The 13,058-nt window shown below is 60.8% G+C and carries 13 protein-coding genes; 12 read left to right on the top strand and 1 reads right to left on the bottom strand.

Annotated features, from left to right (window positions below; translation table 11 throughout):
- The first annotated feature begins 208 nt into the window (after positions 1-208).
- The 8 genes from DP107_RS03260 (at position 209) to DP107_RS03230 (ending at position 7,203) form a co-directional block, all read left to right on the top strand.
- Positions 209-1,348 (top strand): hypothetical protein, encoded by a 1,140-nt coding sequence (locus DP107_RS03260; RefSeq protein ID WP_144260683.1) that lies wholly within the window; start codon positions 209-211, stop codon positions 1,346-1,348.
- A 144-nt stretch (positions 1,349-1,492) separates the two neighbouring features.
- Positions 1,493-2,158: a helix-turn-helix domain-containing protein gene (locus tag DP107_RS03255; RefSeq protein WP_144260808.1), complete on the top strand. Its 666-nt coding sequence runs from the start codon at positions 1,493-1,495 to the stop codon at positions 2,156-2,158.
- Positions 2,159-2,170: 12 nt separating this feature from the next.
- On the top strand, positions 2,171-2,857 hold the full coding sequence (locus tag DP107_RS03250) for a hypothetical protein (RefSeq protein WP_144260682.1): 687 nt from the start codon (positions 2,171-2,173) through the stop codon (positions 2,855-2,857).
- 142 nt (positions 2,858-2,999) lie between these two features.
- Positions 3,000-4,160 (top strand): Fic family protein, encoded by a 1,161-nt coding sequence (locus DP107_RS03245; protein WP_144260680.1) that lies wholly within the window; start codon positions 3,000-3,002, stop codon positions 4,158-4,160.
- Positions 4,161-4,289: 129 nt separating this feature from the next.
- Positions 4,290-4,424: a hypothetical protein gene (locus DP107_RS21055; RefSeq protein ID WP_272949817.1), complete on the top strand. Its 135-nt coding sequence runs from the start codon at positions 4,290-4,292 to the stop codon at positions 4,422-4,424.
- Between the two features lie 83 nt (positions 4,425-4,507).
- The gene (locus DP107_RS03240; protein WP_144260679.1) at positions 4,508-5,893 is read left to right on the top strand and encodes an ATP-binding protein; all 1,386 of its coding nucleotides are present in this window, start codon (positions 4,508-4,510) and stop codon (positions 5,891-5,893) included.
- A gap of 187 nt (positions 5,894-6,080) precedes the next feature.
- Positions 6,081-6,458: a hypothetical protein gene (locus DP107_RS03235; protein ID WP_144260677.1), complete on the top strand. Its 378-nt coding sequence runs from the start codon at positions 6,081-6,083 to the stop codon at positions 6,456-6,458.
- A gap of 100 nt (positions 6,459-6,558) precedes the next feature.
- Positions 6,559-7,203, top strand: a complete 645-nt coding sequence (locus DP107_RS03230) for a DUF7718 family protein (protein ID WP_144260676.1) — start codon at positions 6,559-6,561, stop codon at positions 7,201-7,203.
- 81 nt (positions 7,204-7,284) lie between these two features.
- On the opposite strand, the gene DP107_RS03225 is transcribed toward DP107_RS03230, so the two are convergent.
- The gene (locus tag DP107_RS03225) at positions 7,285-8,364 is read right to left on the bottom strand and encodes a transcriptional regulator FilR1 domain-containing protein (protein WP_144260674.1); all 1,080 of its coding nucleotides are present in this window, start codon (positions 8,362-8,364) and stop codon (positions 7,285-7,287) included.
- A 119-nt stretch (positions 8,365-8,483) separates the two neighbouring features.
- Between DP107_RS03225 and DP107_RS03220 the strand changes: the two genes are divergently transcribed.
- From DP107_RS03220 to DP107_RS03205, 4 genes are read left to right on the top strand one after another with little or no spacing between them, the layout of a single operon-like run.
- Positions 8,484-8,942, top strand: a complete 459-nt coding sequence (locus DP107_RS03220; protein ID WP_238330755.1) for a hypothetical protein — start codon at positions 8,484-8,486, stop codon at positions 8,940-8,942.
- Between the two features lie 23 nt (positions 8,943-8,965).
- Positions 8,966-10,663, top strand: coding sequence for a hypothetical protein (locus DP107_RS03215; protein WP_144260672.1), 1,698 nt, complete (start codon positions 8,966-8,968; stop codon positions 10,661-10,663).
- A complete protein-coding gene (locus tag DP107_RS03210; RefSeq protein ID WP_144260670.1) occupies positions 10,639-11,508 on the top strand; it encodes a hypothetical protein in 870 nt (289 codons plus the stop codon). Before DP107_RS03215 ends, DP107_RS03210 begins: the two co-directional genes overlap by 25 nt.
- The gene (locus DP107_RS03205; RefSeq protein WP_185977146.1) at positions 11,501-13,057 is read left to right on the top strand and encodes a hypothetical protein; all 1,557 of its coding nucleotides are present in this window, start codon (positions 11,501-11,503) and stop codon (positions 13,055-13,057) included. The genes DP107_RS03210 and DP107_RS03205 overlap by 8 nt, the downstream gene beginning before the upstream one ends.
- The last annotated feature ends 1 nt before the right edge of the window (position 13,058 follow it).

Genomic DNA, 13,058 nt, shown 5'->3' with positions numbered 1-13,058 from the left:
CTGAGCGATTCGTACTTCAGCTGTACTGGGCGATTGGGGGTGTGAAACTATCAACTTCTGAGGATTTCAACAAGGCCGGAAATCGATTAATTGGACGTGGCAAAGAGGGTCACCGTATCATCTCTCCTATCTGGGATAGCGCCACGCCGATTTTGTAGCCCTCTGAGAGGTGCGAGGGACGTAGGAGCGTGCCTCGCGGAGTTCATCGATGAAAGATGCAGAGCAGACGACGGTCTTCGCGGGACTGGACGGACGAACAGGCGGGCAGCTCCCGACGTGGTACAGATGCGAGACGAACGACTCGGACGCGATCCCGTTCGCGGCAGCCGTGCGGCAACTCCCGCGAGCGACGAGAACGCGGGTGGCCTACCGGAATCCCTACTCCGAGGAGTGGGTCGAGACCGACCGCTTCAACGCCATCATCGAGCCCGCGCGAGCGATGGACCAGGTCAGAGACGAGAGCGTGGATTCGCTGTTCCACGTGCCCACCGACAGCTATTCGATCATCAACCCGACGAACATCTACAGCCCGCTGGAGGCAGTCCTCAGAGAAACCGAGGTCGACGGCCGCTCGCTCGGGGAGGTGATGTTCGGCGAGATTCGCCAGTACCGCGGTGGCGGCGAGGTCCACATGGACATCATGTTCGACGGGCTGGAGGTGCAGCTGCCGGGTGCCAGGGAGCCCATCACGATGGGCGTGACCTCGGGCTATGACTACTTCGGCGGGCATGCGGTCTACGTCGAGGGGTTCGCCCGTGACAACGCCTGTGCGAACTCGATTCGCGCGCTGACGGACAGACAGATCGTCAAGCACGTCGGCGACATCGGTGACTTCGGGGAGTGGTGGGAGGGCATCCTCGAGGGACTCGCGCTCGTGAGCAACGACCTGTACGCGTTCATCGAGGACGCCCAGGAGATCGAGATCGACTTCGCCGAGACGCCCTTCGACGTGGCCGCGTTCTACGAGTTGATCGGCTTCCCCGAGTATCTGGCCGAGCGGGCGGCCGACGACGCGCTCGCCGCGAACGAGGGATTCGAGATCGACCTGTGGATGCTCCACTCGGGGGCGACACACGCACTCACGCACTTCTTCCGGGGGAGAGAGGGCGGGTCGCTCGACCGATACGTCCGGGCGGCCAACGACCTGCTGTTCAATCCCGAGCGGACGCTCTCGGTGGTTGAGCGGACCTACCGCGAGCAGGCCGAAGCCGAGACCAACGGTGATGGGCAGACGGGCATCGAGAGTCAGGTCGCGCTGGCGCAACTGGAGCGCGTGGAGACGGATATCCGGGAGAAGGCAGAGCAGTTCGAGGAGCGGGAGTCGGTACTGCGCGAACGGTTCGCCTGAGTGTCTGCCTACTCGGTGAGAGGCATCAACGGACGAATCTGACCACCCTTCGCGTCTCTGGTGGGCCTCCGTTTCTGGAAAAGCTTTTGATAGACTATCTCATTAGAGATAACTAATAGAGCACCCATGTCGATGACTGAGTTCATGGATTCCACCGCTGCGAAGATCGTCATGGCGGCTAATAGAGGAGACTCAATCAATAGAATCGCCAATAAAGTAAATATATCGTACTCGTGGGTGTACGACTGGATGGGGCGATTAGAGGCCGAAAATATCATCTCAAACACCGATAATGCAATCCGGATTCTCGACCACGAGTTACGCCAGCAGTACGCCGAGATGATGGCCGCGTTATATAGTCGCGACACTATCTCGCAAGAGGACGCTTACGTGATTCCGCACTTCGCCGGGATGGAGTTCGCGTACACGGAGATCGATGCGGCGTACGTCTGGACGGAAGGCGGGTATCAGATCGCTCGGAGTCACGATGATTACCCCGTTTTCGTCGCGGTCCACGACCGGGACATCGAGCGGTGGATTGCCTTCTTTCAGCAGTTCGGGGCCACTGCCACAATCGACGAGCGCCCCGATGCGAGCGATGTCGCTGGCAACGTGCATTACGTCGTATTCCCCCGAGCGGACGGCATCGATGTTGAGTGGGTCGGAGGGAATCCCGTAATTCCGTTGCAGGAGGCGGTCGAACTGATGACGGAGAACCGCCCGGCCTACGAGCCTGCCTTGGAAATGATCGCTGAAATGTACGAGCTAAATATCGACGCCTATCACCACCAGCCACGGATGGCAGATTGACCGGTCACACGTATGAGCCTTCAAGAGAGACAAGACGAACTCGTCAGCACCCACCGAGCGATTCAACAGGCCAGCCTCCCCCACATCCTGGTCGGTGGATGGGCTGTTTCTGCATTCCAGACTCGGTTCACCACCGATGTGGATATGGTCCTTCCAGAATCTCTGTTAGCAGACTACGACGAGCTGCTTCAGAATCGAGGATATCAAAAGGAATTCGATAACGACGTATCGAATGTCTATGAGGGGAGAATCGTCCGGTACGAGAAACCAGTCGGTGATAATGCGGTGCAGTTCGACGCGCTTGTTGGTGCGATGCGATGTCGACAAACTGATGCGGAGTGGTCGTATCGATATCTTTACCAACACAGCGTCGTCGAACCGCTGGATGTTGCTCCTGAATTGGAAGGTCGGATTCCCGAACCTGCACTCCTCTTCGCGCTCAAACTACACAGTGGCCGACTGGCGGATACCCGTGATCTAGTGGTAATCAGCTTACAGGCTGATTTCGACCGTATTGGGGCCCATCTCTATCGCGGTAATCAGGAGAAGCTCGGCGAACAAATCGAAGGAATCCTCGAACGGCTTGCCGATGAGGGCTTCAAGGATTCGTTCAAGGGTGTCTTTCAACAGCAGGAACTCCCCGAGAGTGCACTCACGGAGTTGCGCGGGTTTCTTTATGAGCAGTTGGAGCAGCTTTGAGAACTGCACACCGACGGTCGCGTACGCGTTCTGTCTCTCGGTCGGCACCTAGGAGGTGACGGCGTTTTGTGTGGGGCAATCTTCCGTATACTTGGTATAAAAAACACTATACCGATCGGGTCCCGAAGTGCACGTTAGTGAAATGCCTCCGGGAGAACTACCGGATCGCACCCCAGGGACGTACGTCGAGTACCATCCGAATCCGTACTACTTGCCGGACTCGCTCCCGGTAGAGCCCGCGATTACGATTTCCGACGAGGTGCACGATCAGAAAGCGGATGCCGCGTATCAGATCGGTCGTGTCGATGGTATCAGCTCGACTGTTGAGTTCTCGGCAGTACTCTACACGTCGCTCATCCGAATCGAAGCGGTCGAATCTGCGAGAATCGAGGGTGCAGATGTCGAGTTTCAGGATCTCGAGGCGTATCACACACAGCACCCGACCGAGGAACCGGACACGCCGATCGAGAGAGATCTGAAGGGGGCGCTCAACTACGAAACGGCGCTCACCTATGGGCTTGACCGCATCGAGAAGGGCGAGACGATCACGCTCTCGTTCATCAAGGAACTGCATTCGATGCTGCTTGCCGACGTCCGGAACGAGGGCGATATCGTCGGTGACTTCCGTGACCACATGGTCCATCTCCCGAGTCCACAGTCAGGACAGCGTCCGTTCGTCCCCCCATCGCCCGAGCAACTGGACGGACTCATGCAATCGCTCGAGTCGTATCTCCAGATGGGCGGTCAGTACCATCCGCTGGTCGACGCTGCGATCATGCACTACTTCTTCGAAACAGTCCATCCGTTTTCGGACGGGAACGGACGGCTGGGGCGGCTGCTCATCATTCTGTATCTGACGGGTGAGGGCTATCTCGAGAGCCCCTACATCTACCCGAGTGCGTACTTCAACCGCCACAAGATCGAATACGTAGAGCGGATGCGTGCAGTGAGTGAGGAGGGGGCGTGGGAGGCCTGGTTCGAGTTCTTCTTGGAGGGGCTTCGGAGTCAAGCCGAGCAGTCGTACAGTCGGACTCATCAACTCCGGAAACTTCAACAGCGATACGAGAGCCAGTATCCAGGGAACACGGCTACGGACCGGTTCGCTCGTCAATTACTCCAGTATCCGTATTTTACTGCTCCTGACCTCGTCGACTATCTCGATGTCTCCCGTCGAACTGCCTACAAGGTCGTCGACGCGCTCGAGGAGGACAGGCTCATCAAGGAGGTGACCGGCAAGGAACGCGGGAAGGAGTACAAGGCGGTCGATGTGTTCGATATTCTCCAGTCATCGACCCACGACTGAAGTCGGGGACGTGTCCGTTGGCTCCCGGTCCACTACGACGTGAGGTCGGCGGTGTACTCGTCACCTTCTTACAGAGATTCGAGGAGAAAGCCCACGATTTCAGTCGTGGGAAGATGTCAAAACGAGGCAATGCCGCCGATTAGCGCGAGAGGAGCCGAGAGTCAGGTCGCGCTGGCACAACTGGAGCGTGTGGAGACGGACATCCGAGAGAAGGCCGACCAGTTTGAGGATCGGGAAACCGTCCTGCGGGAGCGGTTCGCCTGAAGCCGTCTGGTAGAAATCCTTATTAGCCTATTCCAAATTAGGCTAATCGGAATAATTACTTTGCACCGAGCCCACAGCCAAGTATGGACAGCTTCGTGGACCGCGATGTGGAACTCTCCCGGTTGCACGACTGCTACGGTTCGGATGAGCCGGAGCTGGCGGTCATCTACGGTCGTCGCCGACTCGGCAAGACGCAGCTCGTTCAGCACTCGCTCACCGACCGCGATGATGCCGTCGTCTACCAGGCGACCGAGACGACGCCACGACTCCAGCTCGACCAGTTCGTCGATATCGCCGCTGAAACGTTCCCTGGCGTGACGGACATCAAGGAAGACTGGGAGTCACTCCTCGGCTATCTCGGTGACCAGAACGCTGTCGTCGTCCTCGACGAGTTCCCGTACCTCATCGAGGCTGACCCGAGTCTTCCGTCCGTCATCCAACGCCTCTGGGACCAGCGCTTCCAGCGTACGTCCGGGACGCTCGTTCTCGTCGGCTCGTCGATCAGCATGATGGAGGAAGCAACCCTCCTCGGCAATAGCCCACTCTACGGCCGCGCCACGGAGAAACTCGACCTCCGGCCGCTGCGCTTCGCTGCCGCTCAGGCGTTCCTCCCTGGCGACTACACGCCCGAAGAGCGTGTGTTCGCGTGGGGCGTGTTCGGCGGTGTCCCGTACTATCTCGATGGAATCGACCTTGGTCGGGACTTCGGTACGGTTCTCACCGAGGAGGTACTCTCACAGAAGGGCTACCTCCACGACGAGCCGGAATACGTGCTTCGGACGGAACTCACCGAGCCGAACCGGTACTTCGCGATACTCTCGGCCATCGCGGCGGGGAAGACGGCATCGAACGAGATCGCCCAGGCGATCGGTATCGATGGGAAGCAGATATCGACGTACACACAGAAGCTCGAACGGCTCAGACTCGTCGAGCGTGACGTGCCCATCACTGAGGAGAAAGCCACATCCCGTCGCGGCCGGTATCGAATCCGCGACCCGCTGTTCCGGTTCTGGTTCCGCTTCGTCTACGGGAACGAGGACCGCTACGAGCGCCTCGGACGCGATGCCTACGAGGCGATCATCGAACCTGAACTCGCTGATTTCGTCAGCCCGGCATTCGAGATGCTCTGCCGGGAGGCGCTTCCGAACCTCTACCCGGACAAGCTATTCCTCGATATCGGGCGCTGGTGGTACAAGGAACACGAGGTGGATGTCGTCGGGTTCACAGATGCGGGCACGATGGTCGTCGGGGAGTGCAAGTTTACGAACGCGCCGCTCGATTACTCAGCACTCGCTTCGCTAGAGAACCACGCTGCAGAGATTCGGTGGACACCACCCGGCGGGGAAGACGCAGATATCGAGTACGCCCTGTTCGCGCGGAGCGGTGCGACCCAGTCCGTACGGGAGGCCGTCGACGAACGTGACGATCTCCAGTTGTTCAGTCTCGAGAATGTGACAGAGAATGCCTGAAACGGGGGTTTGAGGACTGTGTTCGGCTTCTCCTTTCTCGAGTAGAGTTTTCGCGCCCCTCGACGAGCGAGGGGCGCAAACAGATGTGCCCTGACCCGAAATGAGCGAACACACCCACCACTCAGTCCAGCGTCAGGAAACCGACCACGGAGCCAGCGCCCGACTCCGTAGAGCAAGAACAAAGGATATGGATGTCTCCCTCCTTCGAATCGGCATCTACTCTGTGTTCAGCCAGTCTGGACAGACCTACCTCGTCGATGTCTTCGAGCGCAACTGCACCTGTCCGGACTGGGCGAAGAACGAACCGAAGGGCGGCTGCAAGCACATGCGTCGGGTCGACCTCGATATCGACTCCGGCGTCGTGCCAAGACCGGACGGCCGACTGCCGATACCCGAGCCCCGTGTCGTGGTTCAGACGGCGGAACGATCGACTCGACGCCCGCCGACGAACGTCTGCCTACCGTTCGAACACACGAGTTCGAGGGTCCGTTTCCCGAATTCGACCGATATGGACGATTCACCGGGGGGCGGTACTTCCGATGCAGACGCTGTAGCCGCGAGGTAAAGCGACTACAGGCTCCGGAATTCCTCCGTCTTGTCTCGCCTCTGTAGAGTCGCATACGTTCAGGGCGGTTACAAGTACACAGAGAGTCAAACGGGATTGAATGACGGCTCCGTCGCTTCCCAGTGGGTACGACGTCTCGAAGCACGTCAGTGCTGGCCGGCACGACTGTCACATCACCGTGGGCTTCGATCAGCAGGGCACTCGCATTCCCCGTTTCTTGGTACAACTGCACTACCACACTACGACCGGGGCTGACCACTGGGCCGAAATCGCACGGATGGACCACAACGAGACCGCCCCGACCGGCCATGAGATCTACAGCGAGGGACTCCACGTCGACATCGCCCGTCGCTCGGGGGCAACAGTACACCTCCAGATACGCCATAACCCACTCCCATCAAATCGGGGGAAGGTGATTCGCGGCTGCGTCACCTACCTTCACAGTAATGCTGACTATTTCATCGACGTGTACAAGGGGCGGAAGTCGCCCGGTGGCGGTCCCCCACGGTGGTCGCCCGACGGTGGGGAACCGACACCCACGCTTATCTGTGAGAATCCCGTAGACATGGATATGAGTCAGGAATCGCCCGTCGAAGATGCTCTCTCGCCCGATGAACTGTCAGCGATTCTCGCCGAGGCGACTGGGACCACCGCCGAAGAGATCGAGCAGGGGGCCGAAGAGTTGAATCTGTCTCCACCCGATGAGGCGACCGTCGTCAGCGACGAGTCATCGACTCACGACTGAAGTCGTGGGCTTCGGCCTCGCTATTCTGTGATTAACGAGACTCAGGCAGTCTGACGGACGTGGAGACTCGCCCGGGAAGCACTACATGGAGCGGCGCCGAGCAGACATATTAGTCGATCCGAACGAGAGGGATTCGGCCTCCTCCCAGTAGCCTGCGTGGATATCCAAGGCCCAGCCGACAAGTGCCTCGTTAGTAGAGACGAGACCAGCGGGGTACTCGTACGGACTTCCGTATGCCCCGACGACGATTCTTTCCCCGTCGGTTACGAACCCGAATGGCAGCGCTCCCTGAGATATCCTGATGTCGACCCCCGGTCGCTCCGAAGCCGTTTCGACGACGTGCCGATACGGTGAGGACCGAACCCGCTGGGCGGTTTCGGCATCGAGTAAGAATCGATACTCGATATCGTCTTGGAGTATCGTAGCGAACTGCTGGAGCAGGACGGGGCTGTATGTCGAGACGAGGCCGATCACCGAGCCCGAGTCCGCACCAGTCTCGGTGAGTTGCAGGACGGCATCGGCCAGCGCATCGGTATCGTACTGAGATTCCTCGATTGGTGTCGCATCGAACAACGCAGCGACCGGAATAGTCAGGCTCCGCTCGCCAAGTCGTCGGAGGAACGGCGTCGCAGCGAGAACTGTCTCTGTCGCGCTGAGGAACTCCTCGTAGACGGCCATCGCCGTCCGCCCGGCGTCGGTCAGGCTGAGTACCCCGGATAGGTCCTCACTGGCCCAGTCACGAGTCCTGAACTCCGTGACTGTCTTCTCGATTGTCGTTCGCGAGGGGAGATCCTCCTGATGGTGGAGGTCACACTTCCGCCCGGGCGTCTCCGCGATTGACCTGAGGATGGGCAGGCGATGTTCGGACACCGAGAGCACCGCAATCTCGCTCGGTGTCAGCGTCTCGGTCGCGTCCCCGAAGCAGCCGAAGAAAACCAGCCCCGCGGCCGTGAACTCGTACTCACCGACGTGCGTGAGGAACTCGGCCTCGACGAACGGCCGACAGTTGGTCGCGACTGTCGACGGGGAGATCGAATTGGCCCGAGCCAGTTCCGAGGCGTTGGCCGGCCCCTCCTGAAGCGACCTGAGCACGGCGGCCGGTCCGCCGGAGGGTCGCTGCGAGTCATCGCACAGGTGATGGATTAACCCCCTCGCATGCATGAACTCAGGATGTCGTGCCTAGATATATCTATAGCGGTCCGTGCAAAGGTGACTGTCGGACACTCCGAAACCTTTCCGAGAGGCGTGTTCTTGCCCTCTATGGCCCAACGGGGCCATCGATGCCAGCAATCGACCTCACGGAGAACGACATTGCATCGACCGACGACGCGTCCGAAGCATCTGACCTGGACGCAGGGCCACCCACGGAACGGGTAGACCAGTTCTCACCGCTGACGCGCGTCGGCCTCGTGGCCGGTCTCTCGGTCACGGTGCTCGCACTCGCGACCCAGCCCGCGGCCGCGCAGGTCGGGAGCGCCTTTTGTCAATCCGACATGGCGACGACGATCAAGAACCTCTTCACGCTCATCCAGTTCGGCGGCCCACTCGTGGGGGGCGTCATCGCACTCGGCGCCATCGTCGCGACGCCGACCGTCCGACGAGCGGGTATGAAGCGCGAAATCAAAGAGATTCGCAACCAGGCGATCATCTGGGGCATCATCGTCGCGCCGCTCGGAACGGCCATCGTCGCGTTCCTCCTGAACAACGTTGTGGCGGGTGGCTCCAGTTGCGGGTTCTAACCGCTCTTACGAGCCTCCTCATCATGACCACACTCACAACGTCGAGCGCCTTCGGGCATCCAGAGACGGAGCCGGACCACGGTCTCGACAACGAGACGTTCGCCACGCTCTGGGCCGGGGATGTCGATCTCACCGACCTAGAGACGTTCCGGGAAGCGACCGCGAACGAGTCCGACCTGGTCGCCCTCGCTGCCGGAACGGACATCCCGCTCGACGAGCCACCCAAGGCTGTCGAGCGGTGGAACCGCGCCGATCTCGAAACGTTCCCGGATACCGACCATACCCGCTCGGTCTTCCCCGTCGGGGCGCCGCGAGCGAACGGGACCTACCTGAAGGACGTGACCGTCTCGGTGTTCGCGGTCCAGCCATCGACGCGGGCGCTCACGAATCCCGAGCGGACGGCCCTGTTGGTACCGACGGAGGGTGTCACCCTGGGGACGACGGACTACCGCGTTCGCGTGCCTGCGGACGACCGAACTGGGTCACGCCGGTCGACGTGGACACTCGTCGACTCACGAATCGTCGAGACACGACTGCTCGCCGACGGTGAACTTCAGGCGCGGTCGAACGGCGACCGGACGGTCCGACTCGCCTACGACGGGCTCGACACCGGGGACGCAAACGTCGTCTTCACGCTGGAAACCGAGGTAGGGGTCGAACTGTCGGTGCTGCGCGAGCGACAGGTGCGCCGCTGCCGGACGGTCGTCATCAACGAGACGAGCGGTGAGACCGAGCGACGATGCCGGTGGGTGTGGCGCTCCGATCACGAGACGGTACTGGAGACCGTCACCGTCCGTGACTCTATCGAGGCACGGCTGTACAGCCTCGCAGTCAGCGGCCAGCGGACGCGCTACCCGGACGACGATATCGGACTCTCGCTGCGCTACCACGACAGCTGGCTCGGCTACAAAATCGCCTCCGGAGAGGTGAACGGCGTCTGGCGGTTCTACGTCGCACGCGATCCGGTGTGGGATACGCTCGCGACGAGCAGCGAGAGCGGAGCGACGACACAGCATTCGCCGCTCCACCCGCTCCAGGTCCACGCCTATCCGTTCGAGCCGGGGCCGACGACGGACGGGCCGGGCGTGCGTCTCCTCGGAACGGATGGTGTGCGACTCGCCGCACCCGACCTGCCCGAGCACGTGCGCCTCGATACGCCACCCGAGGTGTACGAGACGAGCTTCGAGGTGACCACGCGCGCTGTGGGAGAACCAGGGCGTGGTGACTGGCCACGCGTTCGGGCACATGGACTCGTCCGTGGGGTCGGCGTCTCCTCGGATGATATCGCGTACTCCGAGGTCGCGCTCCATCGGAGCAACCTCTCGCTCTCGATCGTCAACGTGACTCGCGAGACCGCGACGATTCGCATCTCGCTCCGGGATGCGGCGTTGGGGGGGCCGATCGATACGAGTCGGCGTGTCGAACCCGTCTACCTCGGGTCGCGGGTCATCACGACCGACGCGGATGGACTCGCGACGGTCACCATCCCACGGCCTGCTGGTGGTGTCACTGCTCGGTACGAGCCACGCGACTGGTGGCAGGTCCAGGGCGAGCAAGCCTACCTCGGCGACTCGGAGACGGTCTACGTCCGCGGGTCGGCTATCGACGGCCTGTCCGTACTCTACACTGGGGGCGTTCCGATTGCACTGTTCCTGCTCGGCGTGTTCCTCATCGACCGCATCACGAACTGGGGTGTGTGGCCACCGTGGAGGGGGCTGTGATGCCCGCGATGTCGCGTCGGAACGTGCTCCGGGTGCTCGGCGGTGGAGCGATGGTCGGGCTGGCCGGCTGCTCGCGTTCGCAGGCCGACCCGGTCTCACCGACTGATAACGGGAGTGGGGAGCCTGGGAGTGTCCTCCAGTCGCTCTCGTTCGACCTCGGTGATCTGGTTATCGGGCTTCCAGAGGACCACGGCGTCTCGCAGATTTCGCTGGTCGAGCCGGATGGGACGGTGTTCGCGTCGGTCAACCCGGACTTCGCAGCGACGACCGTTCGGATGGCCATTGCTGACCCCGAGATAGGCGATACGGATTACGTCCACTACACACCGGGAGTTCACGAATTAGTCGCCAAGGTGGGTGATGAAACCGAGCGTCAGCCGATTGAGCTGTTGCCCGAAGTCTCGATAACTGGTATCCGACTCAATGGAGGTGGCGAGAGATTGCTTGATTCGGGAAAGGTAGTGGTACAGATCGAGAATCGTGGCTCTGCTCCGACTTGGGCACACGATATAACATTCGAGGAAGCCCCCAACTGGACGGTAGATACCCCAATTAGTGATTTTCCTGGCATCCCATTCATCGGTGGAGTTCCAATTGAATCAGTAGTAATTCCTCCCCAGGGTAGGCAAGAGTACGTATCGACTGCTGCTCCGGCAGTATTTGACGAAGCGACTTCTGTCGAATGTGCAGGCGAAGAATTCGTCTTCAGAATCTCGGTCGGAATTGCGACCGGCGAAGTCCTCTCCACCTCAGTCCGTCTTACCGCAGAAGGGAATCCTGGCACAGGAACTACCGGCGGACGGTTTGTCTGTGATAGCTCCAGAATCGAGGTCCTGGATGGCTGATAGAGGGAATCGTGAGTTTGGAGCTATGAGCCCTGATGACGAGGTTATCACTACACTCCCTGCTGAATTCCCTCTTCTCCCGCTATCGGCGCTCGGAGATGTGATAGTTGATGCGTTGAAACAGCTCCTTGATGGTCTCTTCTCGCCGATATCGGGATTAATAGAAAAGTACGCGGGGGAACTCATCAAACTGGTTGTCAAGACTCCACATCCGAACGCAGTCTATGAAGCCCCGACCAACGATGCGTGGCCACAGATCTACGAGTACTATTGGGACTCGATCGTCCCGCTGGCCCTGCTCCTCTACGCGCTGAGCATCGGACTCGTCATCTTCCTCGAATCGACGAGCTACTTGTTCAGCACCTACCACCGCTCGAAACTCAAGAAGCGGGCATTCACCGGCCTGCTCGGTATCCTCGCGTGGTGGTGGATCGCAGCACTCACCCTACAGTTCGCCGACGCGCTCACGGGGTACATCGTCCCCAACTTGTCGGAACTGACGCTCTTCGAGACGCTCTCGTTCACCGGACTCAGCCTCCTCGGGGTCGTCCTCACGCTGTTCATCGACCTCGTGTTGTTCCTGCTCCTCGCGCTGGTCTATCTGCTCCGCGAGGTGATCCTATACTTCTTCGTTCTCATCATGCCCATCCTCATCGCGCTCTGGGTGCCGGGGGTCGGTCCGTTCGCGCTGGTCGCGAGGTTCGCCTCACGCATCGGCGGGTTCTTCGTCCCATTCCTGTTCATGACACTCCCGGTCGCGGTGCTGTTCCGCCTGGAGATCCTTCTCTTCGAGAGCCTCGAACTCTCGATGGACAGCCTCGGAACGTGGCTGCTCGCGCTGATCGTCCCGCTGGCTGCACTCCTCAGTCCGTTCGTCCTCATATGGCAGGCCGGTGCCGTGTTCCTCGTGGCCGACCGCGTCGGCAGACGGGCATCCGTCCAGACGGCCCGAAACCGAGTGGCAGGTGCAGTCGAGACGAAGCGACAGACGGTCCACCGGACGCAGAACTTCGTCGGCGGGCTGCAGGGTCGCGGAGCGACGGTCTACCAGCCACCACGACCACGCCCGGTCGGCTTCCGGGCGAACGAAGCAGGGACGCGATTGAATGCTCTCGGCTCCCGATTCGCGAGCGAACTTCGGGAGCGACGCCGGGGCCCCGGAGGTTTCGGTCGCGGGAACGACGGCGGTGGAGGACGTGGTGACGGGTCACCCCGCGGTGATGGCGGAGGGCCCCCTGAGACGAAGGTCGCCTCAACGCACAACCCGGACCCACCAGCAGCCGGACCACCAGGGTCGGACGAGAGCAGCTCGTCTCCACCTACGGACGCTACCAGCGAGACCACGTCGGGAGGTCCCGAATCCGAGCGTGAACACATCCCTGTTCCTCCGGATCGCTACAAGCGCGACTCGAACTCGTCGACGCACATCCCCGTTCCACCATCGAAAGCGCCGCCCTGGGAGGAGTCGCGGGAGTTCGAGTCACTGCGCGATGACCGCGGTCGAACACGGCGCACGGCTACCCGACGCCGAGACAACTCTTCGAAGTGAT

Source organism: Haloglomus irregulare (assembly GCF_007421925.1).
Lineage (GTDB): Archaea > Halobacteriota > Halobacteria > Halobacteriales > Haloarculaceae > Haloglomus > Haloglomus irregulare.
This window is presented reverse-complemented; position numbering and strand designations above follow the sequence as displayed.

What these genes read in the sequence shown, in the direction of transcription:
- DP107_RS03260 (WP_144260683.1), top strand. Translation starts at nt 209, where the DNA reads ATGAAAGATGCAGAGCAGACGACGGTCTTCGCGGGACTGGACGGACGA.
- DP107_RS03255 (WP_144260808.1), top strand. Translation starts at nt 1,493, where the DNA reads ATGGATTCCACCGCTGCGAAGATCGTCATGGCGGCTAATAGAGGAGAC.
- DP107_RS03250 (WP_144260682.1), top strand. Translation starts at nt 2,171, where the DNA reads ATGAGCCTTCAAGAGAGACAAGACGAACTCGTCAGCACCCACCGAGCG.
- DP107_RS03245 (WP_144260680.1), top strand. Translation starts at nt 3,000, where the DNA reads ATGCCTCCGGGAGAACTACCGGATCGCACCCCAGGGACGTACGTCGAG.
- DP107_RS21055 (WP_272949817.1), top strand. Translation starts at nt 4,290, where the DNA reads ATGCCGCCGATTAGCGCGAGAGGAGCCGAGAGTCAGGTCGCGCTGGCA.
- DP107_RS03240 (WP_144260679.1), top strand. Translation starts at nt 4,508, where the DNA reads ATGGACAGCTTCGTGGACCGCGATGTGGAACTCTCCCGGTTGCACGAC.
- DP107_RS03235 (WP_144260677.1), top strand. Translation starts at nt 6,081, where the DNA reads ATGGATGTCTCCCTCCTTCGAATCGGCATCTACTCTGTGTTCAGCCAG.
- DP107_RS03230 (WP_144260676.1), top strand. Translation starts at nt 6,559, where the DNA reads ATGACGGCTCCGTCGCTTCCCAGTGGGTACGACGTCTCGAAGCACGTC.
- DP107_RS03225 (WP_144260674.1), bottom strand. Translation starts at nt 8,364, where the DNA reads ATGCATGCGAGGGGGTTAATCCATCACCTGTGCGATGACTCGCAGCGA.
- DP107_RS03220 (WP_238330755.1), top strand. Translation starts at nt 8,484, where the DNA reads ATGCCAGCAATCGACCTCACGGAGAACGACATTGCATCGACCGACGAC.
- DP107_RS03215 (WP_144260672.1), top strand. Translation starts at nt 8,966, where the DNA reads ATGACCACACTCACAACGTCGAGCGCCTTCGGGCATCCAGAGACGGAG.
- DP107_RS03205 (WP_185977146.1), top strand. Translation starts at nt 11,501, where the DNA reads ATGGCTGATAGAGGGAATCGTGAGTTTGGAGCTATGAGCCCTGATGAC.